Genomic DNA, 22,840 nt, shown 5'->3' with positions numbered 1-22,840 from the left:
GATTATATTCTCCGCATTTAATTTTCGACCACTCTGAAACCGCCCATCATGCCGCTCTGCATATGCTGCAGAACATGGCAGTGATAATGCCAGTTGCCGGGGCCGACTCCTTCGCCGGCCTTGATCACAAAGGCTTCCCTCGCAATCGGGCCGATGTTGACGGTATCGACCAAATGCGATGTTCCGGGTTGAATCCAGCGGTGGCCATGAAGATGGAAGGTATGGAAGGCGGTGCCGATGCCGATGACGTGGAAACGCACCAGTTCGCCTTCGCGGGCGCCAATCGTCGGATTGCTCCATAGAGGCATCTGGCGATTGGCGAGATGATTGAGTTCCTGACCCCAAAAGGTGGTTTCATGCATCCAGAGAATGAACTCGCGTTTGACGTCCTTCAGATCCACCTGCTTGATCTGGCCGTCGATCATCGCCGGCACTTTGCCGTTTTTCGGATTGACGATGAGGGTACCGTACAAGCCCTTGTCTTCCGCGCCGAGCATCGGATTGCCGAAGGCATGGTCATGGTAGGGCCAGGTGCCCGCCGTGCCCGGCGCTGCGGTCCATTTATAAGTGTAAGACTTGCCGGGGAAGGCGGCCTGATCGGCCGTGTGATTGAACACCTTCATGGTGCCGTCGCTGTCCATCTTGTAATGAACGCCGTGAACGTGAATGCTGACCGGGTCGGACGCGTTCTTTATGGCGTGTTCCAGAGTCACTTCCGCGACATCGCCCTCGGTCATGACAATCGTCGGTCCGGGAATGGTGGGCTCGGTGCTGTACTGATTGGTCAGATCCTGCACCAGCCCGGATGAATTGCGCACTCGATGGCTGACCATTCGGTAAGCCAACTGTCCGGAATCCAGCTTCGCCGCCTCCATTTTAATGAGATGGGTATTTCCCGTCCCTTCCTGCGCGGCCAGCGTGTAAGCTGGCTGCGCAAGAATATACATGCAACAGATGGTAAAAATTCTTCTTAACATAGTCCTCTCCCAAATTGATATTGGAAATTATTTTTCTTAACCCTGGTTGGCAAGGAACTGAAGTTTTCCCGTTTTCTGAGACGCCGGCCGCGATTTTTTAAGGGGGGTCAAAAATCGCCTCGGCCAGGCCCACCGCTTCAGCATTCGTGAGCAGCCTTCCTTCGAATGACCGAATTCCGAAAACGGGTCAACCTCAGTTAGAGTCAAGTCTAAACCAAATAAGTAACTTATACAATTTATTTATGATATATTTGTTAAATAATACTTTGATTGATTTTATACTCTGCCTGATCGTCCGCCATAGCCGGACTCAAAGATGGAATAGAGAAATAGGGTCAGACTTTAGGTCATTGCCGCGCTTGCGGCAGGCTTGATTCTCCTTCCGGAATCTGGGCGATTCTAATAACTTAAGTTCGGATGAGGATTTTTTATGCTTCGAAAGATCAGTTCGCGCCAGCATCAAATACTTGAGCTGTTACTGAAAAACAGGAGCGGCTTGAGCATCGACAACATTGCCGAAGCCCTCGGTATTTCAAGGACGGCGGTAAAGCAGCATTTTTTTACCATTGAGAATGAAGGCTACATCAGAAAAGACCAATCGAATAAAACGGCCGGGCGCCCGGCCACGCTCTACGTGATTACCGATAAGGGAATCAACTATTTTCCCAAACAATACGCGTGGTTCCTGGAAATGGTTCTCGGCAATTTAATCCGGGAGTCGGGCCCGGAACAGTTCAAAAGCTACATGAGCATGCTGGGCACCGCTCTGGCGCAAAAACTACGCGGCCGATTTGAAGGAAAAAGCCTGAACGCGCGCATGAAAGAACTGGCTGCGGTCATGGAAGAGCTGGGTTACCAGACGGAAGCGGTGAGCGACAACGAGAACAATACGGTCAGCATTCAGGCGCATAACTGCGTATTCCACGATCTCGCCCAAAAACATGCGGAAATTTGCGCGCTCGATTTGGCGCTGATGTCCCGCTTGCTGGACCGGGAAGTAAATCAATCGGACTGCATGGCCAAAGGAGACTGCGTCTGCCGTTTCAGCATCAAAAAAATCGAAGACAACTCGCCGGGATAAAAAGGGCTTCCATCTTCCTGCAAGCCGGGGCTCCCTTATCGCCATCAATCGGCATCCAGAACGGTGCCTTGCTCTGACCGACCAGGATCAAACCCATTTGTTAATTTTAAACGGCGAAGGGAGGATGAATCGGAGGCGGAATTATTTACCGATTCTCCGAATTGAGCAGAATGACTTCTATTTCCTCGGTAATTTCTTCCTGGCGAACAATTTGCGCTTTTCGGCGCAACCTGACCATTTCATCCTCCAGATGCCGAACCGCACCGTCCAGATGCTGCTGGCGGCTTTGATTTTCCGCCATCAAGGAAAGATAGAAAATTTCATGCAACGAGGCAAACAAGTAATGGTGAACGACTTCGGCGAAAAACTCGGCCGGTTCCAGGTTGAGCAAGGGCGGCGCCCCCCGCTGCCGCGTTCCATCCTTCGCCGGCCAGACAGGCGGAAGGAGTTGCCGTTGCCTCATCTTGCCGGCTTTGTAATCGTGATAGGCAACGGTCAGAATCAAATGGCCGGACTCCTTCTGCAAAAACTGGACAGAATCGATCAGCCGATCCAGAATCGCCGGCACTTCTTCCGCGACATTGGCTCCCGGCAACGTCGCCGCAGTGTGCGGACCGCAGCTTTCCAGCCGGCCCACCAGCCTGCTGCCGACGGCAACAAGACCCGAATAGTTTTCGGCCGCGGCCAAATCGATCAGCCGCTCGTTAAAATCTCCGCAAAAGCCCCGCTCGGAGCCCAGGACAATCCCGATCCGGCCGGATCCGGCAACGGTCGGCTCCGGCTCACGGCGGTAAAAATACAAGAAATCCCTGGCCGCCTGTTCGATGTTGGCGACCACCTGTTCTTGAGAGGTCACCAGGCGAGTCAGTTTGTGCGTTTCGATAAAAGCCAGATTTTTCATCGAATTTAATATCGTGCGTATTTCCTCGATCTGCGCGACATGCAGTTGCAATTTGCGGCTTCGGCTCATGCTTCCTGCCGCCTGCCTTCGGGATTAAGCCAGTGTCTGACCGCTTGTCGCCACTGCCCGGAAGGGCTGTCCAGATTCAACCCGGACTCCGCGACGCCGTTTTCGATTTTTGCCAGCCAGACGGCGATTTCCCTGGGCTCCGCCTGATCGAACAAGCCCTCGTTGAAAGCCGTCAGCCAAGCCAATTGAAAAAGACGGCTCAGCGGTCTCAGACGCTCCTGCTTGAGCAACTCTCGCAACAGGCGTCCCCGCTTGATCCTTGCCTCCATCGAAGCTTCCAGGCGTTGCCCGAAGCGGGTAAACGCCTCCAGTTCGAGAAACTGCAAATAATCCAGTTTCATTTTGCCGGCCTGATCGCGAATGCGCGGGTGCTGCGCCTTGCCGCCTATCCGAGAAACCGAGCGCGCAATATCGATGGCCGGGCGGAATCCGGAATTGAACAGGTCTTCGTCCAGATAGATCTGGCCGTCGGTAATCGAAATCAGATTGGTCGGAATGTAGGCGGCAATTTCGCCCTGCTGGGTTTCGACGATCGGCAGGGCGGTCATGCTGCCTCCGCCGTTTTCGGCGTTCAGGCAGGTGGAGCGTTCCAGCAGGCGGGAATGAACGAAGAAGACGTCGCCGGGATACGCTTCGCGTCCGGGCGGACGGCGCAACAGAAGGGACAGTTCCCGATAGGTTCGGGCATGGGTGGACAGGTCGTCGTAGACGATCAGCGTATCCCGGCCCTGCCTCATCCAGTACTCGGCCAACGCGCAACCGGCAAAAGGAGCGATGTATTGCAAACCCGGCAAGTCGCTGGCTTCGGCGACGACGCAAACGGTATAGGCCAGCGCGTCACGGGTTCTCAAGGTTTCGATCGCACCGACCACGGCGGAGCGCTTCTGACCGATCAGGACGTAAATGCAGATCACGTCCTGCCCTTTTTGATTGAGCACCGTATCGAGCGCGATCGACGTTCTGCCCAGACCTTCGTCGCCGACGATCAGTTGCCGCTGTCCCTTGCCGACCGGAATCAGCGTATCGATAATTTTAAGGCCGGTATAAAGAGGCTTGTGCACGAAATCTCTTGCCCTGATCGGCGGCGAGCCTTGCTCGAGCAAGCCCCGGCCGGCGCCGGCCGGCGCCGGCAAGCCATCCAGAGGCGCGCCCAACGGATCGACGACACGGCCGATGAATTCATCGCCGACCGGAATGCTGAGCGAATGCCGGGCATGCCGGACGGTCGTGCCCGCGGTCAGCCGTTCGGTTTCATACAGCAGAATGGCGCCGATGCCATCCCGGTGAAGATCGAATACCATGCCCCGGCTGCCGTCGGCAAAAATCAGCACGTCTTCGATGGCCGCCGACGGCAGCCCCTTGATCCAGGCGATCCCGTCGCCGACCGAAACGACCGTGCCCTGTTCCGTGATGCGCAGTTCCGGCCGGTAAGAATCCAGCCAGTCGCTCTGTTTTTGCAGCACGCCGACCGGATTATTCGGTCTCATAGGCAATCTCGGCAAAACCGGCCAGTTCGTGTTTCAGGTTGGCGTGCAGCACCCAATCACCGATATCGAGCCGCACTCCGGCGATCAGGGCCGCGTCCCGAGCATAGTGAAACTCAACCGGCCGGCTCAGCAAGGCGCTGAACTTGTGCTCCAGCCGCTGCCTTCGGGCGGCCGGGAACGGATAACCGGTGGTTACCTTGATAGCAACCGATTCGACTTGACCGAGCGTTTCCAGACATAGCCGGCAGGCTTCGGGCAGTACGTTGAAATGATCCAGCAGCAGGTCGAACAAACGCTCTTCCAGCTCCGGTCCGGCCGCCTGCCGCAGCAGGATACCGGCAAAACGGGCGCCGTTCAACAGGGCCTGTTTCTCGGCTTGCCGTTGCTGCTCCTGTAGTTGGCGGGTCAAAGTCACATTTACTTTTCGCCGCTCCTCTTCCAGCTCGACCCGAAGCAGGTCCATCTGTTTCGTGCGCTCGCCTTCGAGTTGCTGATGCAGTGCGGCCATCGCCGCCTGCTTGTCCTGCTCCCATACCTTTTGCCGGTTTTCATAAAGATTGCGAAGCTCCTCGGCTTCCTCGCGCAATTTCTTCGCATCGGCCAAAGAATCGTCGATATACTGCCGGCGCCTGGCGATCATCGCTAGCAGCGGCTTGTAAAAAAGACGCTGCAGGATCCAGATCAGGACCAGAAAATTGACGACTTCAAGGATAAAAGTGGAAACGTCGAATGTCATGGCTGCCTTGAACGCCTATTTGACGATGTATTCCAGCAAGGGATTTCGAAACAGCACAATCAGGATGATGACCAGACAATAGATCGCCAGCGATTCGATCATCGCCAGGCCGATGAACAAGGTCCGCATGATCGAGCTTTCCGACTCGGGCTGCCGCGACAGCGCCTCCAGCGCGCTGCCGATCGCCTTGCCCATGGCCAGGGCCGGCAGCATGACGCCCAGCGCGATGCCGATCACGGCGGCCACGCTGGAAGCAATGACAATCAGGGAAATATCGCTCATTTATTTACTCCTTTGAGTCGTGCCGTTGGGACTGAATCGCTCCGGCGAGATAGATCAGCGCGAGCATGCCGAAAATATAGGCCTGCACCAGCGCTTCGATAATGTGCAGCATCAGAATCGGTATCGGCGCGAGAAAGCCCGCCACCAGCAAAATCAGCAGCGCCGCCATTTCCAGGCTCATCATGTTGCCGAACAGGCGAATCGCCAGCGCCAGCGTGCGGGTGAATTCGCTGATGATGTGAAAAGGCAAAAGCAGCGGGCTGGGCGTCAGGTAATGACGCAGATAGTTTTTGCAACCCTGAGTCTTGATTCCGTACCACGGCACCGAAAAAAAGACCAATACCGCCAGAGCCGAGGTGACCGAAAGATCCCGGGTGGGCGAATGCAGCCCCGGAATCAGCCCGACCAGATTCGCGACAATCAGAAACAGCCAGAGCGTGCCGATGAAAGGCAGGATCAGCCGGCCGTGCTCCGGCGCCACGGCGAGCACGGCTTCCTCGATCGTCGCGACAATGCCTTCGACCACGGTCTGCAATACGCCCGGAAACATTTTCAGGTTCCGCGTCGACAGCCAGGCCAATCCGAACAACAGCAGCATCACGCCCCAGGTGGTAACGACCGAAGCCTGGATCGTCAGAGGGCCGAGCGCAAATGAATAATCGGTTTCCATGGGTCCGCCGCCTAGTCCTTGATCAGATAATACACGTTAAAAATGCCGATCACGACGCCGAGCAGCAGCAGGCTGAGGGTCCAGCGCATCGAATAGCCTTCGCTCATCCCGTCGAGCCATCGGCCCAGATAAGCGCCGGCCACCACGGGCAACACCATGACCAGCCCCAGCGTGCCGATGTAGACGGTTTGCGAAAGCAGGGTGGCCCTGTCCCGCTCGGCCTTTTTCATGCGCACGACCTGGTCTTCGATCTTTTTTTTGAGTTTTTGCTGTCGGCTCATAGGCTATTCCTTGTTTCTCTGCAGGGCGAGAAGGCGCTTGAACATGGCCCGTTCCAGATGACGGAGACTGTCCCGGGTGGCTTGCAGATTGTCCTCCTCGGCGGCCAGTTGACGCTCCAGCAATCCGGCGACCCGTTCAAGGTCGGTATCGAGCAGAAAATGACGGGTGCTCAGCGTCAATTCGTTTTGCCTGAAATACAGGATGCCGCCGGGAAGGGCCAGATAAGTCCAGACTCCGTCCGCCGTCCGGAAGCGCGCCAGGCCGAACGTCAGAGCGGTCATGAACGGCGCATGGCGCGCCCGCAGTCCGAAACAGCCGGAAGCGTCCATGCCGACAACCGAAACGACGTCGGTAATTCTCATCTGACGGGTAGCATCACACAAGTTCAGAACGAACGAATTCATAAAAGATCCTGCATGCTTCCGCGCATGTAACACTGCTCTTCGGGCATGTCGTCGTAGCGGCCGGCCAAAAAGGCTTCGCAGTCGTCCAGAGTCCGCTCCAGAGGCACCGATACCCCGGCCTGCCGGGTGTGCTGCGCCAGGACGGAGAACGGCTGGGTCAGGTAGCGTTGCAGTTTGCGGGCGCGCATGACGATTTTCCGATCGGTTTCGGACAGTTCCTCGATACCCAGCATGGCGATAATATCCTCCAGCTCGCGGTAGCGCGCAAGATGTTCGCGCACCGCCTCGGCAACGGCGTAATGGCGGTTACCCAAAGTCTGCCGGTCCATCAGGTTGCTGCTGGAACGCAAAGGATCGACCGCGGGATAGATGCCCTTGCTGGCCTGGTCCCTGGACAGGATCACCGTGGTATCGAGATGACTCAGAATGGCGCTGACCGCCGGGTCGGTCATGTCGTCGGCCGGCACGTAAACGGCTTGCACCGACGTGATCGAGCCTTGCCGCGTGGATAAAATGCGGTCTTCCAGTTCGGCCACTTCGGAGGTCAGCGTCGGCTGGTAGCCGACGGTGGCGGGCATGCGCCCCAGCAAACTGGAGATTTCGCTGCCCGCCTGGACGAAGCGGAAGACATTGTCCATGACGAACAGCACTTCCTTGTGCAGCGAATCGCGCAGATATTCCGCATAGGTCAGCGCCGACAGGCCGACCCGAAACCGAACGCCGGGCGACTCGTCCATCTGCCCGAAAACCATCAGGGTATCGGACATGACGCCGGCTTGCTGCATTTCCCGCCACAGCTCGTGCGCTTCCCGGATGCGCTCGCCGACCCCGGCAAACACAGAAACACCCTTATGAATCGACGACACTGCGTGAATAAATTCCATGACCAACACCGTCTTGCCGACGCCGGCGCCGCCGAATAGCCCGGTTTTTCCACCCCTGACGAAAGGACAGAGCAAATCGATGACCTTGATGCCGGTCTGCAAAATGCCGGTCATTGCCATGGCTTCGGACAACGGCAGCGGTCTGGAATGAATATTGCGAAATCCGTTAACCGCCAACGCGGGTTGTCCGTCCAGAGGCTCTCCGAAAATATTCAGCAATCGGCCGAGGCAATGCTCCGAGACCGGCACCTGTAACGGCGCGCCGGTATCGAACACGGTCATGCCGCGGCTGAGTCCGGCGGTGCCGTGCAGCGTGATGGCTCTGACGTGCCGCTCGTCGAGATGCTGATGCACTTCGAAAAGATACTGCTTGTGATCGAAGCTGGCCGCTAGAGCCTGGCGCAACGGAGGCAACCGGCGGCAATCGATAATCACCACCGGCCCGTGGACTTCGACGAGCGTGCCGATGGCTTGCCGTTCTTTCTTTTGAGCCTGTGGGCTGTTCAATACGGTCGCTCCCGGTAATGGGGTGGAAAAAACCATTGACCCTGATCGGTTCCGGATCGCCTCAGGCGCCAAGGCAATCCAGCGTCCGAGAACAAGGGTTGCACCCAATCAGGCCATGCGCCGCAGCACCTTTTCCCTACCGAATCAATCCGGTCGGAATCACAGTTTGATGTTCAACGAATGCAGCTTCCGGTAGAGATGAGTCCGCTCCATGCCGACCGTGGCGGACAGTTTGGCCACGCTGCCGCCCGTTTTCTCCAGATGGTATTCCAGGTAGGCTTTCTCGAACTGATCGCGGGCATCCTTCAGCGGCAGGTTGAAAAAATCGGGCACGGAAGCCCCGGACATGTCGCCGGTGACCGTTCCCAGCGCCGACTTCACTTCCTCCAGCTCGATATCTTCCCCGACGCCGAGGATCATCAGGCGCTGCACCAGATTTTTCAGCTCCCGCACGTTGCCGCGCCAACTGTAATTGCGCAAAAAGTTCTGGGCACCCATCGAGAATTTCCGGAACGGGAGGTTTTCGTGCTTGACGAAATAGTCGACGTAGAAGTTCAGCAAGGCCGGCACATCCTCGCTGTGCTCCCGGAGCGGCTGAATTTCAAGAGTGACTTCGTTGAGCAGATAGTACAAATCCTGGCGGAAACGGCCCGATTTGATTTCCTCGTCGAGAGGAATCCTCGTCGAAGCCACAACCCGGACGTCCACGCGGATCGCTTCGCTGCCGCCGACCCGGAGAAACGAACTCGACTCTAAAGCGCTCAGCAGCCGCAACTGAGTTTCGCTGTCCATGCCGCCGATTTCGCCCAGGAACAGGGTGCCTTTATCCGCGCGTTCCAGCAAGCCGGGATACACCTTGCCCTGAGTTTCCTTGCCGAAGAACTCCACCGCCGAATTTTCGGGAGAAATACTGCCGACCGCGACATCGACGAAAGGGCCGTCCCGATGCGCGCTGTTCTGATGCAGATAACGCGCATACATCTCCTTGCCGACCCCCGCTTCGCCGACGAGCAGTACGCGCGCATCGTGCTGGGCAAGACGCTTGAGCTGATCCTTGATGCGGGCGACGGTGGCGCTTTTGCCGACCGGCTCGACGTCCGCCAGTAGTTGCTGTTTAAGCCCGGCATTTTCTTTTTGCAGATGGCTGGCCTCCAGCGCCCGTTCCACGATCAGCAACAACTTGGCCATCGACAAAGGTTTTTCCAGAAAGTCGTAAGCGCCGAGCCGGGTAGCCTCGACGGCGGCTTCGACCGACCCGTGTCCCGACATCATGATGACCGGGCACAGCGCGCCTTCTTCCGAGACCCATTCTTTCAACAAAGTAATGCCATCGGCATCGGGCATCCAGATATCCAGCAAAATCAGGCTTGGGTTTTTGGTTTTTTTCAGCTCTCTGGCGGCGCCGGCGTTTTCCGCCATCGAAACCTGATAGCCTTCGTCTTCCAGAATCTCGCCGACCAAACGGCGAATTTCCGGTTCATCGTCTACTACTAAGATTCGCGAAGTATTCACATTCATGGGATCACTCAATTATAAATGGCTCGCCGGCAACTGTATGATAAAACCCGCCCCGACTTTTCGGCGGCTGTCGACCCAAATGGCGCCGCCGTGTTCCTCGATGATTTTCTTGACAATGGCCAGACCCAGGCCTGTGCCCTTGGCTTTAGTTGTAACATAAGGTTCGAAAATTTGCTCAATTTGATCTTCCTTGATGCCGGGGCCGTCGTCGTAAAGGGCTATCTCGATAAAATCGGTGTTGTTTTTCTGCACCCGCCTCAGGTTGAGTTCAATGTGCCCCTTCTCATCGGTCGCCTCCAGAGCGTTCTTGATCAGGTTATGAAGGACCTGCCGGATGCTGACGGGGTCGCCTTTGAGTACCAGAAGACCGGTCTTATGGTCGGCATTGAACGTGATGCCCGATTTTAACGCATAGAGCGCCAATACTTCCTGGATCAGAGCGGGCATGTCGATATCGACGCTCTGCTTTTTGGACGGCTTGGCGTATTCCGAAAAGTCGTCCACCATTTCCTTCATCGCCTCGACCTGCTGCACGATGGTCTGAGTCGACCGCTTCAGGATGTCGGCATCGGGGCTTTCAAGTTTTGCCGCCAGTTTATGCTGAAGCCGCTCCGCCGACAACTGGATCGGCGTCAGCGGGTTCTTGATTTCATGAGCGAGCCTTCTTGCCACTTCGCCCCAGGCGGCGTTTTTCTGCGCCTGAATCAAATCGGTCACGTCGTCGAACACCACGACGGCGCCCACCCGGCTACCGACGTGAGAAAACAGAGGCGTGCCCCGGCACAGCAGTTCCTGCCGTCCGTTCGGACCCAAAAAGGCAAGGCGCTGCTGCCAGATGTCGTCCGCCTGTTCCAGAATATGATGAACTGTTGTCAAAGGCTGCGACAATTCAGAATAACCCTGGGCGAGCTCGAGCAGCGAGCGTCCGATAAACTGACTGACGTGAATGTGAAAAATTCGATAAGCCGCCTGATTGGCGGTGCGGATCTTATAATCGGAATCGAAGCTGATCACGCCCGCCGTTAAATTAGCCAGTATCGTTTCCAAATAAGCCCTCTGGTTTTCCACTTCGACGCCCGCCTGCCGCGTTTCATCGCGAGCGATGGCCAGCCGGTGCGTCATTTCATTGAACGATTCTACCAGAAAACCGAGATCGTCCTGAGCCATCACCGGCAATTGCTGATCGTAGCGGCCCGAGGCGACTGCCTGAGTCCCTTTGACCAGTTGTTTTACCGGGGCAATGATGTTCCGGATGGAAATGAAGGCCACCCAGATGGCGGCCAGCAAGCTCATCAACAGCACCAGCGACAAGGCCAGCGAAAAGCTGATCTTTAGCGAATTCCGCAGGAAGTTCATTTCCTGATAGCGGACAAAGGCGAATTCCACCGAATCGGCCAGATCGGCAATTCGTACCGGCACCGGATACAAAATCTGCAAATACTGGGGCTCTTCCTTGTTGACCGACACGATCACCCGGATCATCAATTCCTCTTCGCGCACCGGCGCCAGCGCGACGTAGTCGCTGTTCTGCCGTAATTGCAGCCAGATATTCTCGTCCGGCAGGCTCGGCAAAATATCGCTCGCATAAATGCTGCTCGACGCTATGATTCGTCCCCGGCGCGAAAACAGGGTCATTTCGGCCGCGCCGGAACTCTCGCGCAGATTTTCCATTTCCAGCGAAGCCAGGTTTTCCGAAGTCTGCTCCAGTTTCTTGGCCAATTGCTGGGATTGCTTGAGCAGCCAGTGCATCCGCTGGTCCAGCGAGGCCTGGCTGAGCTCCAGAGCGTCTTCCATCGCCCGGTCGATTTCCACGTTGAACCAACTGTCGATGCCCTGATGCAGAAACTGCATCGAAAAATAAAACACGATGGCGGCAGGAGCCAGCGCCTGCAGCACGAACAGGGACAGCATCCGTATCGTTAACCGGGAACCGGCTTCCCGCTTTTTCAATTGCCGCGCGAGCGAATAAATATTGGCTCCCACCAGCACGAACAGGACCACGGAACCGAGGGCATTGACCAGCAGCAGCCAGGAATACATGGCGCTCAATTCGGAGGATTCCTGCGTGGCCGTGCTCATCAGTTGCAGCGACAGCAAAATCAGCGCGAACAGCAATAAAATCGAGAGGCTGACCGGGGGTTTTATTTTGTCAGGGACCATACATACCAGTCGCTGGATAAGTACCATTGCGGGTTGAGATAGGCGATCGGGCGCAGCGGCAAAGGCAGGGCCTCGTGATCGAAGCTGACTTTGAGCCTGGCGACGTACCGGCGTTCAGGATCGAGGCGGGCCCTGCTCGCTATCGGGATGTCGCGTATCGACGACATCAGGTCCAGCGCCGCCGGCAGCGTGGAAAAATTATAAACTTCTTCGCTGTTCTCGTTTCGTACCCTGTACATGTTGAGCAGGGCGTGATATTGAATCCGATACCGTAATTTTTTTTCGGCAATCGTTCTGTCCCACAGATACTTGCGCTGCTGCTGAATGCGAATGCAGATGTCCCAGAACAGAGGAATGCCGTTGCGCAGAGCCTCCGTGGCCTTGTCGCCGAGCCGATAGTCGATTTCGGCGGACAGAAGATAGGTGCCTCCCTGCAAATGCAGTTCGGCATTTTTGACCGTAACGGACCGGGCGCCGGCCGAAACCGGAACAGCCGACAGCCATCCCAGAAGGCTCAGCAACATAATCAATTTACCGTTTTTCGAGGCGCGCATAATAAAATCCGTCCATCGCCCTCTCCCCGGTAAGAATCTGCCGGCCGCAGGACTGAGGAATGCCCCAGTCGGCCATGATGGGCCACTCGGCGGCATCGGCATGCGCCGATAGAAAAGCCGTCATTTGCCGTTCGTTTTCCTGCTTCAGGATGGAGCAGGTCGCATAAAGCAGGATGCCGCCGGGCGCCAATAGAGGCCAGACGGCCTGGAGAATCGATTGCTGCTGGGACTGGAGAGCGCCGATGTCGTCAGCGCGCCTTAACAGCTTGATGTCGGGATGCCGGCGGACGACGCCGAGCGCGGAGCAGGGCGCATCGACCAGAATCCGGTCGAATAACCGGCCGTCCCACCATGCTTCGGGATGGGCGGCATCGCCGGTGACCTGCTCGGCGTGCAATTGCAACCGCGTCAGATTAACGCCCAGCCGTTCCATTCGGGAGGCTTCCTTGTCGACGGCCACCAGGCTTGCCAATTGCGGCTGAAGTTCAAGAATATGAGCCGTTTTCCCGCCCGGCGCCGCGCAGACGTCGAGTACTCTTTGCCCCGGCTTGGCCTCCAGCAAATAGGCGGCCATCTGCGCCGCGACGTCCTGAACCGAAACCAGACCCTCGTCGAAACCCGGCAGCGATTCGACGGGTACCGGCTGAGTCAAGACAATGGCCGACGCACAGAAATCGACCGGTTCCGCCGGAATGTCCCGCTCAGCCAATCGATGCAGATACTGCTCCCGGGACAGGCGGCTCAGATTGACCCTCAAGGCCATCGGCGGCGGCCGGTTGTTTTCCCTCAGCAGCGTTGCCGCCTCATGCGGCCAGTCCTGACGGACCTGTTCGATCAGCCATTCGGGATGGCTTAAGGCCGCCGCAGGATCACCGTCCGCCTTTTGCTCGAGGTCGGCCTGATGTCTCAGATAATTTCTTAACAGGGCATTGAGCAGCGCCTTGGCCCAGGGTTTTTTCGATGCCCCTTTCACGGTTTCGGACACGGCCGCATGAGGCTTGATTCTCATGGCCTGCAACTGATACAGTCCCACCAACGCCAGCGCCCGGACTTGCCCGTCCTTGATCGACTTTTCCACCAGCTCGTTCAAAATGAAGTCCAGTCGGTGATAAGACCGGCAAACGCCGAAACACAGCGCCTGAATCAACGCTCTGTCCCTGGCGGAGGGCACCGACGACAGGACGCCTTCCAACGCAGCCGTCAGGGAACGTCCCTCCTGTAAAACCTCGGCCACGATCCCGGCGGCAGCCAGCCTTGAATTCAGGAGCTTCAACCTAACCTGATTCCCTTGACGTTGTGTGCATTGAGAAAGGCTTCAATCGGCATGCGCTTTCCTCCCGGCAACTGCACTTCCAGCAGCCGCAGTATTCCGTCGCCGGTAACGACGTCCACAGTTCTCCGGGAACTGATCACGGTGCCGGGTTCGGCCTCGGCCCTTTCGCCGACAATTTCCGCGCGCCATATTCTGAGAATCTTCCCGTCGAATAGGGTTTGCGCGACCGGCCACGAGCACAGCCCTCTGATTTTTCTGTCCAGCTCGATCGCCGGCCGCGACCAGTCCAACTCCGCTTCGCTTTTTTCCAGCTTATGCGCATAAGTCACCCGGCTTTCATCCTGCCGCTCCGCATGAGTACGTCCGGACTCCAGTTCCGGCAGCACCCCGGCCAGTCCCCGGGCGCCCAGAACAGCCAGTTTGTCGTGCAATTCGTCGGCCGTGTCGTGGGGTCCGATGGGGATTTCTTCCTTGTGCAGCATGTCTCCGGCATCCAGCTTCAGAGCGATGCGCATGATGGTCACGCCGGTTTGCCGATCGCCCGCCATGATCGCCCGCTGGATCGGAGCGGCTCCGCGCCAGCGCGGCAAAAGAGAAGCATGGACATTGATGCAGCCCAGCCTCGGCTCATCCAGAACGGCTTGAGGCAAAATCATGCCGTAGGCAACGACGACCATCAGATCGGCATGCAGGGAGACCAATTGCTCCAGGGCTTCCGGCGATTTGAAGCCGAGCGGCTGAAATACCGGAATTCCGGCTTTTAAAGCGATTTCCTTGACCGGACCGGGTTGTAATTTGCGCCCCCTGCCGGAAGGGCGGTCGGGCTGGGTGTATACCGCAACGATTTCATGTCCCGAAGACAAAAGCATCTCGAGAGTCGGCACGGCGAAATCCGGAGTACCGGCGAAAATGATTTTCATCAGCCGACATGTTCCATTTTATGTATTTTTTCCAGTTTTTTCTTGATTCGCTGGCGCTTGAGCGGAGACAGATAATCGACGAACAATTTGCCTTCCAGATGATCCATCTCGTGCTGAACGCAAACCCCCAACAATCCGGTAGCCGGAAATTCAAAAGGCTTGCCGTCCCGGCCGAGAGCCCTGACCACCACGTGCTCGGCCCGCCTGACTTTCTCGAAAAAGCCGGGCACCGACAAACAACCTTCCTCCGATTCTTCAACCCCGTCTTTTTCAATGATTTCGGGATTGATCAAGAACAAGGGCGAATCCTTGTTTTCGCTCACGTCGATGACGATGACCCTAAGATGCACGTTCACCTGGGTCGCAGCCAAGCCCACGCCTCGGGATTCGTACATGGTCTCCAGCATGTCGTCGAGCAGTTTTATGATATTTTCATCGACCGTTTTAACGAGTGCGGCTTTTTTTCTCAGCCTTTCATCCGGAAATTCCAGAACAGTTAAAATACTCAACAATCTCTCCACTATCAACAATAGCTACAATGCTGGAATTCTATATGATTTTGTAAAAAATCTAAACAAATGTAGAAATTATCGGGCTTCCAGCGATAGGCCGGATAATTTACTTATGGCGTCGCGCCCTGGGGTTGCCCCCCTGTTGACACAAAAGAGGGCGGCAGACGGGTAAAAGTTCCACATCTGCTTTTATGGTACGGCCTCTATTTGAGAAACGGCTCTGACAACAAACGAGAAGTTGACCTTCATCGCATCCCCATACCGGAAATCATCAATTCAATCGGTTATGGCTTGATTCATCTGGAACGGTACAACTTCATTCATAACCATCCAGTCTACTTTTTCAAAAGAATTCTTGATAAGATGCCATCGCATTATCCTATTCAGCGCTATTCAGTGCTTTTCTGATTGCTCAAACAACCCTTTTCGTTTAATCGCCATGGCTCCAGGAAACCAACTACGCTTTGCCATTAGTGACCGCATCAATGATGATCAGGTCAGTCCGGCTCATATTCCTTTAATATTGCTGGGCGAGTTTCAAAAAGACGTCAATGACTTTTTAAGAGGCTCAAGCCGGGATCTCGATCTTTCAAAGGTCATCGTTTCAATAAAAGAAGGGTCATTGGCTTTCGTGGTCAGTGGCTTGCTTTCAGCCCGCTCTCTCTGGAGTGATCTGGAGCATCTCGGTTTCACCCAGTCCCTTGGCTCGATCGACCCGAAACGAGCGGGCGTCCTGGCGCGATGGCAGAATGCGGCTCAAAAAAATCCTGATAGGTGCTACTCCGTGAGCGATCCGTCGGATCGAGTATTTTTTTCAATCGACTCGGCTTCCAGCTTGCACAAGACTGAAGAGTCATGGGTTTACGTGGAAAAATACGTGCATGGCCACATCGTCGACATGGGCGGGAGCACAAGGGCCAACGTGCATCTCAAACTGGAAAGCGGAGAAACTCTGACTATTGCGTCGACTCAGGAATTACTGGCGCAAGGTGAGCAGAATCGGCTATACCGCCCGGCCCTGCTCCATGTAACGGCCGAGGAAAACCTGCATACCGGAGAATTACGCAATTTGAACCTGATCGCTTTCGAGGATTACCATCCCGCCTATAGTGAAAATCAATTCAGGCTTATGGTGGAAAGAGGAACGCTGGCATGGTCGAATGTCCCGAACTCGACGGAATGGGTAGAAAAATTGCGGGGCAACCTCTGATGAAAACGCCTGTCATGCTGGATACCAGTTTTTTGATTTCATTACTTGACCGCAATCGCCCCCACCATAGCGTCGCCCAACAATACTACAAAGCTTTACTGGAGCGAGAGTCGCCTCTTTATTTTTCCGCCATTGTCGCGGCTGAAATTGCCATCAGGCAGCCGATTACCGATTTACCGCTAAAAAATTTCCGCTCCCTTCCGTTCAATACGCCCCATTCGATGGAAGTAGGCCGCATTTGGAGCCTGCTATGTGAAATCGGTAACGGCGATAATGGGGCAGCAGTAAAAGACGACGTAAAATTAATCGCTCAAGCATTGCATGAGAAAATTCCTTTTATCCTGACAGAAGAGGAATCCGCTCTTGATGCCTATTGCGAGCGTTTACGAACCCTGGAGAACGCCAACGTTAGAGCGATAAAACTCTCCGACGGCTTTAGCTACAGTGCATTCAACCTGGACGGCCAGACCGACCTCGAGACTTTTTGCGCATTAGGAGAGTTAAAGGCATTTTTGAATTGATTGAATCAAACTTGAAACGTGAGCCAAGTTGATTCGGTTCAATATTAAACATCATGCCCGCTATCGCCACGCACTCGTATTCCCTCTTATCCATTTTCTCCGTAAATTCAAGGGCAACATCAACAATAGACTCGGTCCCAACCCGATAAAGCGTCAAATTTTGCAATACCAAGGAAACATTCACTAGGGCGCAAAGATGGCGCGCTCTTCATTAGTCTATTGAAATCGTTTTCTCTTTCCTGCCGCAGATCAAGAGTTTGGACTGGTTCATAGAATCGCCTGGATTTCTATATGAAATCTTCTAAACTTTGAATTCAAATTGACTAAAAGAACCGGCAGGATTCAGACATGGCTTTTCGAACACTCATTGGCTTTATAGTTCCTTTCGTAGTCAGCGCGGCCGCATGGGCTGATGAGATTCAGATCAATCCGTCCCATCCCGATCACTATACCGTGGTCGAAGGCGATACGTTATGGGACATCTCCGGAAAATTTCTAAAAAACCCATCTCAATGGCCGGCATTGTGGAGTTATAATTCCCAAATCAAAAATCCCCATCTGATTTATCCGGGCGATACGGTGTATTTTTCGATTGTCAACGGCAAACCGCAACTGAGCTTATCCAAAACCGCTCCTCTCGCCGGACCGGCCTCCGATGCTCCCTGCGTGATCAGCGAGGAAGACGTCAAAAGCGGCCGGACAAATTTTGCCGTTTCCGAAGGCGGCAAACTCAAACCCTGCATTCGGGAAACGGGCATAAAACAAGCGGTCAAGCTGATACCCGCCGATACGATCGCCAAATACCTGACGTCTCCCAGGGTAGTCGGCAAAAACGAGCTGGACAAGGCGCCCTACGTCATCGATTTTGCAGGCGAGCATCTGATCGCAGGCATCGGCGACAAAATCTATGTCCGGTCGATCGATGCCGCTACCAGCCAGTCATTTACCGTCTATCGGGCAGGGGATACGTATACCGATCCCGAAACCCGTGAAGTCCTCGGTTATGAAGCCGATTACATCGCCGATGCCTCGCTGCTGCAGCCCGGTGATCCGGCCACTTTGTCGATCACCAAGGCGAGCGGCGAAATTCGCATCGGCGACCGGATCATGGAAAACTTGAACGAAGAAATTATTCTGAACTATTTTCCCACTCCTCCGGAAGAAAGTATAAAAGGTAACATCATTGGCGTACTCGACGGCGTTACTCAAATCGGACGATACAGTGTCGTCGTGATCGACAGAGGCACCAGCGACGGGCTGAAACCCGGCCACGAACTGGACATCCTGCAGCACGGCAGAGTCAGTCCCGATCCGTACAGCCGGGTCAAGAACGATCTGGTTCAACTTCCCGATGAGATGGCCGGCAAGCTGATGGTGTTCCGTTCTTTTGAACGCATCAGTTACGCTCTGGTCATGGAAGCTCATCAGGCCATTCACGTTTTAGACAAAGTTCAAACTCCCTGAAAATTAAGACTCGACATTTCGAACACGAAATCAAATATTGGCTGGCGCTGTTGCGCACGCCGGGCATCGGCTGCAAAACCTTCCTGAGGCTGCTCGAGACGCATGCGCCCAGCCAACTTTTTGAGGAATCGGTCCAAGCTCTTTCCGCATTGGGCCTGAAACCTGATATAATTCACGCAATCAAAAACCCGGACTGGTCCACGGTTGATCTCGACCTTTCCTGGCTGCAACAAGAACACAACAATCTCGTAACCTTCACCGACCCGGCTTATCCGCCGCAATTAAAGGAAATTTCCGATCCACCTCCCGTACTTTTCGTCCGCGGCGATACCGGCCTGTTATCGCGTCCGCAAATTGCCGTCGTCGGCAGCCGTAACCCTTCTTCGCTCGGCTTGGAAACCGCATTCAATTTTGCCCAGTCGCTGAGCCGGTACGGTTTTGTCATCACCAGCGGTCTCGCCCTGGGCATTGATGCGGCGAGCCATCAAGGAGCACTGAGCGGTCCCGGCCAAACGATAGCCGTTGCAGGCACCGGACCGGACCGCCTTTATCCCGCAAGGAACAAGGAATTGGCCGGCAAGATCGTGAGTTCCGGCGCCATCGTCTCGGAATTTCCTCCGGGAACGCCGGCCAGGGCGGATCATTTTCCCAGGAGGAACCGCATCATCAGCGGGCTCTGCCTGGGCTTGCTGGTGGTCGAGGCGGCCAGGGAAAGCGGATCGCTCATAACCGCCAGGTTCGCGCTGGAGCAGAACCGCGAAGTATTCGCCATTCCGGGATCGATTCACAATCCGTTGGCCCGCGGCTGCAATGCCCTGATCCGGGAAGGCGCGAAACTGGTAGAATCCTGTCAGGACATTCTTGAAGAATTAAACCAATATAATCAGCAGGATAATAAATATACACCTGCCGATACGCAATCAACACTTGACCTGGAGCAACAAACATTATTGAATCTTGTCATGTTCAGCCCAACATCTATCGATACGCTGGTTGAAAATTCCGGTGAAACCGTTGAAGTAATCTCCTCAATGTTGCTGATTCTGGAATTGCAGGGTTACATCGAAGCCACCCCCGGCGGTTGCTATACTCGACTTAAATAGGCGGAAATAACCTTTATGAAAGAAAATATTTTTGATGTCCTGATGTATTTGTTTGAAAATTATATGGAAGACGAAATTGAAATACTGCCGGACAGCGACGTGATCAGAACCGAATTAATGGAAGCGGGTTTTGATCAACTAGAGGTGAGCAAAGCCTTCGACTGGCTGGAATCGCTGAGCGTGCAACGCGCCATCCGGCCGACAGTGACCGCGGCGTTCCGTATCTTCTGTCCGGAAGAAAGAGAAAAGCTCGATCTCGACTGCCTCAATTTCATCATGTTTCTGGAACACAGCGGAATCTTGAACCCGGCCAATCGGGAAATCGTCATCGACCGGGTCATGGCTCTGGAAAATGAAGAAATATCGATCGAAAAACTGAAATGGATCGTATTAATGGTATTACTCAGTCAACCGGACGAAGAAATTGCATTTTCCAGAATGGAAGACATCGTCTACGATCTGGTGCCGGCCTATCTGCATTAATTAAATAAATCGGGTCAAAGGCGAAAGGCAAATCAGCCACAGTTTTTTCTGCCAACTTTCACCTTTCCTTACGGAATAAATGAGCAAGAATCTTGTCATTGTAGAATCGCCTGCAAAAGCCAAAACCATAGAAAAATATTTGGGCAAGGATTTCCAGGTATTGGCTTCCTACGGTCACGTGCGCGATCTCGTGCCCAAAGAAGGCGCCGTGGATCCTGAGCATGACTTCGCGATGAAATACGAAGTCATCGAACGGAACCTGCGCCACGTGCAGGCCATCAGCAAAGCCCTTAAATCCGCCGATGCCTTATACCTCGCAACCGACCCGGACCGGGAAGGCGAGGCCATCTCCTGGCATCTTTACGAATTGCTGAAAGAAAAAAAGATTCTCAAGGACAAGCCGGTGCACCGCGTCGTTTTTCACGAGATTACCAAAAAAGCGGTGACCGAAGCGATCGCCAATCCGGAACATCTGTCCACCAATCTGATCAATGCCCAGCAGGCGCGCAGAGCCCTCGATTATCTGGTGGGATTCAATCTGTCGCCGTTATTGTGGAAAAAAATTCGCAGAGGCCTTTCGGCAGGACGGGTGCAAAGCCCCGCGCTGCGGATGATCGTCGAGCGCGAACAGGAAATCGAAGCCTTCAAGACCCAGGAATACTGGACGATCGAAGCCTTGCTGACGGCCCAGGAACAAAACTTTAAAGCCAGGCTGACCCACTTCGACGGCAAAAAACTGAACCAATTCAGCTTCACCGACGAAGTCTCGGCCGAGAAAGCCAAACGGACTCTGCTCGATGCGGCGGACGGAAAGCTGCTGGTCGCGAAACTGGAAAAAAAGCAGCAAAAACGCAACCCGGCCCCGCCATTCATTACGTCGACCCTGCAGCAGGAAGCCTCCCGCAAACTGGGCTTTACGACCAAGCGCACGATGATGGTCGCCCAGCAGTTGTACGAAGGCATCGATATCGGCGGCGAAACCGCCGGCCTGATCACCTACATGCGTACTGACTCCGTCAATCTGTCGGTAGAAGCCGTTGCCGAAATGCGCAAACTGATCGCCGAAACCTACGGCGCCGAAAACGTTCCTAAAGAACCGCGTCTTTTCAAAACCAAATCGAAAAACGCACAGGAAGCACACGAGGCGATACGCCCCACTTATCCCGGATACTTGCCGAGCCAGCTCAGGGCCTACCTGAGTGACGAACAATTCAAGCTGTACGATCTGATCTGGAAGCGGACCATCGCCTGCCAAATGATTCAGGCGACGTTAAACGTGATCGCGGTGGATCTGACCTGCGGCGACAACGGCCAACACGTGTTCAGAGCCACCGGTTCATCGATCGCCAATCCCGGATTCATGGCGGTGTATCTGGAAGGCAAGGACGACACCGCCGACAGCGACGACAAGGAAAGTTTCTTGCCGGTATTGGAAGAAGGGCGGCCGGTGCCCTTGAACGACATCCTCGCCGGCCAGCATTTTACCGAGCCGCCGCCGCGTTACGGCGAGGCCAGCCTGGTGAAAGCTTTGGAAGAGCATGGCATCGGACGGCCTTCCACCTATGCGTCGATCATTTCCACGCTGCTGAATCGAGAGTACGCCACTCTGGAAAACAAACGCTTCTATCCGACCGACGTCGGCCGAATCGTCAACAAGTTTCTAACCGAACATTTCACGAAATACGTCGACTACGATTTCACCGCGAAACTGGAAGATGATCTGGACGCCGTTTCCCGCGGCGAAAAAGACTGGATTCCGTTGATGGGCGAATTCTGGCGTCCGTTTACGTCCTTGATTCAGGACAAGGACGAAAGCGTCCAGCGAAAGGACGTGACTCAGGAAGCCATTGACGAGACTTGTCCGGAATGCGGCAGTCCGTTGTCCATACGCCTTGGCCGCAACGGCCGGTTCGTCGGCTGCACCAATTATCCGGAATGTTCGTATACCCGAAATCTCAATGAAGACGCCAAAAGTCCGGACGAACCCGAAGTGGTGGAAGGACGCACGTGCCCAAGCTGCGCTTCGCCGCTGGTCCTGAAGGCGGGCCGCTACGGCAAATTCATCGGCTGCAGCGCCTATCCCAAATGCCGCTATATCGAGCCTCTGGAAAAACCTCTGGACACCGGAGTCGAATGTCCGCAGTGCAAAAAAGGCAGTCTCCTGAAACGCAAATCGCGCAACGGCAAAATCTTTTATTCCTGTTCGGAATATCCCAAATGCAATTACGCACTCTGGAATGCGCCGTTCAAAGAAACCTGTCCGGCCTGCCAATGGCCGATTCTGACCATCAAGGAAACCAAACGGCGCGGCGTCGAAAAGGTCTGCCCTCAGAAAGAATGCAGTTATGCCACGCCATATGAAGGCGATCCCGCAGACGCTTCGGGACCTTAAGCCGTTGCCGCCATTCCAGGCCGGCTTTGTCCGCACATAAATCCGAAAAATAAAAACAAGAGTGCGCGGCCTTGTCTGTTCCGTCCGGCCGATCTTTCACCGATAGCGGAATGGGCTCTATTCCTTACGACCGAGGAACCGGCAAACCGGCCAAATCGCAGCGGCTACAAGAAATTGCTCAACCGCTGGATTCGGCAGGCCGTCGGGTTTTTTGTCGAATAAACCCGCTGCCGTTATTTGGAAGGGCAGACGTTGACGGCAGTCAATCCCTTGGGGCCGGATTCGATGTCGAAAGTAACCGCTTGACCAGGAGTCAGGGTTTTAAATCCTTCTCCCTGAATTACCGAATGATGGACGAAAACATCTTCCTTGCCTTCTGCAGGTTCAATAAAACCAAACCCTTTTGTGTTGTTAAACCACTTAACAGTGCCTGTTGCCATTTTGAACTCC

At 54.9% G+C, this 22,840-nt stretch carries 23 protein-coding genes; 7 read left to right on the top strand and 16 right to left on the bottom strand.

Annotation, left to right across the window (positions count from 1 at the left end; all coding sequences use genetic code 11):
- Positions 1-17 precede the first annotated feature (17 nt).
- A complete protein-coding gene (locus A3OW_RS0117980; RefSeq protein WP_232422400.1) occupies positions 18-977 on the bottom strand; it encodes a multicopper oxidase domain-containing protein in 960 nt (319 codons plus the stop codon).
- A 430-nt stretch (positions 978-1,407) separates the two neighbouring features.
- Here A3OW_RS0117980 and A3OW_RS0117975 point away from each other — a divergent pair, with 430 nt between their 5' ends.
- Complete coding sequence (locus A3OW_RS0117975; protein WP_020564844.1) at positions 1,408-2,058, top strand: helix-turn-helix transcriptional regulator; 651 nt, start codon at positions 1,408-1,410, stop codon at positions 2,056-2,058.
- A 145-nt stretch (positions 2,059-2,203) separates the two neighbouring features.
- Here the strand turns inward: A3OW_RS0117975 and A3OW_RS0117970 are convergent, their stop codons facing one another.
- The 14 genes from A3OW_RS0117970 to def all read right to left on the bottom strand — a co-directional run bounded on the left by A3OW_RS0117970 (position 2,204) and on the right by def (position 15,214).
- A complete protein-coding gene (locus tag A3OW_RS0117970) occupies positions 2,204-3,028 on the bottom strand; it encodes a F0F1 ATP synthase subunit gamma (RefSeq protein WP_020564843.1) in 825 nt (274 codons plus the stop codon).
- A complete protein-coding gene (locus tag A3OW_RS0117965; RefSeq protein ID WP_020564842.1) occupies positions 3,025-4,515 on the bottom strand; it encodes a F0F1 ATP synthase subunit alpha in 1,491 nt (496 codons plus the stop codon). The genes A3OW_RS0117970 and A3OW_RS0117965 overlap by 4 nt, the downstream gene beginning before the upstream one ends.
- The gene (locus tag A3OW_RS0117960) at positions 4,502-5,251 is read right to left on the bottom strand and encodes a F0F1 ATP synthase subunit delta (RefSeq protein ID WP_020564841.1); all 750 of its coding nucleotides are present in this window, start codon (positions 5,249-5,251) and stop codon (positions 4,502-4,504) included. Before A3OW_RS0117960 ends, A3OW_RS0117965 begins: the two co-directional genes overlap by 14 nt.
- Positions 5,252-5,266: 15 nt before the next feature.
- The gene (locus A3OW_RS0117955; RefSeq protein WP_020564840.1) at positions 5,267-5,533 is read right to left on the bottom strand and encodes an ATP synthase subunit c family protein; all 267 of its coding nucleotides are present in this window, start codon (positions 5,531-5,533) and stop codon (positions 5,267-5,269) included.
- 4 nt (positions 5,534-5,537) lie between these two features.
- Positions 5,538-6,203, bottom strand: a complete 666-nt coding sequence (locus A3OW_RS0117950) for a F0F1 ATP synthase subunit A (protein WP_020564839.1) — start codon at positions 6,201-6,203, stop codon at positions 5,538-5,540.
- 11 nt (positions 6,204-6,214) lie between these two features.
- On the bottom strand, positions 6,215-6,484 hold the full coding sequence (locus A3OW_RS0117945) for an AtpZ/AtpI family protein (RefSeq protein ID WP_020564838.1): 270 nt from the start codon (positions 6,482-6,484) through the stop codon (positions 6,215-6,217).
- A 3-nt stretch (positions 6,485-6,487) separates the two neighbouring features.
- Positions 6,488-6,889: a F0F1 ATP synthase subunit epsilon gene (locus A3OW_RS0117940; RefSeq protein WP_020564837.1), complete on the bottom strand. Its 402-nt coding sequence runs from the start codon at positions 6,887-6,889 to the stop codon at positions 6,488-6,490.
- Positions 6,886-8,316, bottom strand: coding sequence for a F0F1 ATP synthase subunit beta (gene atpD, locus A3OW_RS0117935; RefSeq protein WP_020564836.1), 1,431 nt, complete (start codon positions 8,314-8,316; stop codon positions 6,886-6,888). The genes A3OW_RS0117940 and atpD overlap by 4 nt, the downstream gene beginning before the upstream one ends.
- A 123-nt stretch (positions 8,317-8,439) precedes the next feature.
- Positions 8,440-9,798 (bottom strand): sigma-54-dependent transcriptional regulator, encoded by a 1,359-nt coding sequence (locus A3OW_RS0117930; RefSeq protein ID WP_020564835.1) that lies wholly within the window; start codon positions 9,796-9,798, stop codon positions 8,440-8,442.
- Between the two features lie 12 nt (positions 9,799-9,810).
- Positions 9,811-11,958, bottom strand: coding sequence for a sensor histidine kinase (locus tag A3OW_RS0117925; protein WP_020564834.1), 2,148 nt, complete (start codon positions 11,956-11,958; stop codon positions 9,811-9,813).
- The gene (locus tag A3OW_RS0117920; protein WP_232422399.1) at positions 11,940-12,482 is read right to left on the bottom strand and encodes a DUF4390 domain-containing protein; all 543 of its coding nucleotides are present in this window, start codon (positions 12,480-12,482) and stop codon (positions 11,940-11,942) included. Before A3OW_RS0117920 ends, A3OW_RS0117925 begins: the two co-directional genes overlap by 19 nt.
- Before the next feature lie 7 nt (positions 12,483-12,489).
- Positions 12,490-13,785 (bottom strand): 16S rRNA (cytosine(967)-C(5))-methyltransferase RsmB, encoded by a 1,296-nt coding sequence (rsmB, locus tag A3OW_RS0117915; RefSeq protein ID WP_020564832.1) that lies wholly within the window; start codon positions 13,783-13,785, stop codon positions 12,490-12,492.
- Positions 13,782-14,705: a methionyl-tRNA formyltransferase gene (gene fmt / locus A3OW_RS0117910; RefSeq protein WP_020564831.1), complete on the bottom strand. Its 924-nt coding sequence runs from the start codon at positions 14,703-14,705 to the stop codon at positions 13,782-13,784. The genes rsmB and fmt overlap by 4 nt, the downstream gene beginning before the upstream one ends.
- Positions 14,705-15,214, bottom strand: a complete 510-nt coding sequence (def, locus tag A3OW_RS0117905) for a peptide deformylase (protein WP_026223707.1) — start codon at positions 15,212-15,214, stop codon at positions 14,705-14,707. The genes fmt and def overlap by 1 nt, the downstream gene beginning before the upstream one ends.
- A 358-nt stretch (positions 15,215-15,572) precedes the next feature.
- On the opposite strand from def, the gene A3OW_RS0117900 reads away from it, so the two are divergent.
- From A3OW_RS0117900 to topA, 6 genes are all read left to right on the top strand, one after another.
- On the top strand, positions 15,573-16,427 hold the full coding sequence (locus A3OW_RS0117900; protein ID WP_198291335.1) for a P-loop NTPase family protein: 855 nt from the start codon (positions 15,573-15,575) through the stop codon (positions 16,425-16,427).
- Positions 16,427-16,948 (top strand): type II toxin-antitoxin system VapC family toxin, encoded by a 522-nt coding sequence (locus A3OW_RS0117895; RefSeq protein ID WP_020564828.1) that lies wholly within the window; start codon positions 16,427-16,429, stop codon positions 16,946-16,948. The genes A3OW_RS0117900 and A3OW_RS0117895 overlap by 1 nt, the downstream gene beginning before the upstream one ends.
- A gap of 348 nt (positions 16,949-17,296) precedes the next feature.
- Positions 17,297-18,412, top strand: a complete 1,116-nt coding sequence (locus A3OW_RS0117890) for a LysM peptidoglycan-binding domain-containing protein (protein WP_020564827.1) — start codon at positions 17,297-17,299, stop codon at positions 18,410-18,412.
- 50 nt (positions 18,413-18,462) lie between these two features.
- On the top strand, positions 18,463-19,515 hold the full coding sequence (gene dprA / locus A3OW_RS0117885; protein WP_020564826.1) for a DNA-processing protein DprA: 1,053 nt from the start codon (positions 18,463-18,465) through the stop codon (positions 19,513-19,515).
- Positions 19,516-19,530: 15 nt separating this feature from the next.
- A complete protein-coding gene (locus tag A3OW_RS0117880) occupies positions 19,531-19,998 on the top strand; it encodes a DUF494 domain-containing protein (RefSeq protein WP_020564825.1) in 468 nt (155 codons plus the stop codon).
- Positions 19,999-20,077: 79 nt separating this feature from the next.
- Positions 20,078-22,390, top strand: a complete 2,313-nt coding sequence (gene topA, locus A3OW_RS0117875; RefSeq protein WP_020564824.1) for a type I DNA topoisomerase — start codon at positions 20,078-20,080, stop codon at positions 22,388-22,390.
- 233 nt (positions 22,391-22,623) lie between these two features.
- Here the strand turns inward: topA and A3OW_RS0117870 are convergent, their stop codons facing one another.
- A complete protein-coding gene (locus A3OW_RS0117870) occupies positions 22,624-22,830 on the bottom strand; it encodes a cold-shock protein (protein WP_026223706.1) in 207 nt (68 codons plus the stop codon).
- Between the last annotated feature and the right edge of the window lie 10 nt (positions 22,831-22,840).

It is taken from the genome of Methylosarcina fibrata AML-C10, assembly GCF_000372865.1.
Lineage (GTDB): Bacteria > Pseudomonadota > Gammaproteobacteria > Methylococcales > Methylomonadaceae > Methylosarcina > Methylosarcina fibrata.
The sequence above is the reverse complement of the archived record's forward strand: the minus strand, read 5'-3'. Positions and strand labels throughout refer to the sequence as shown.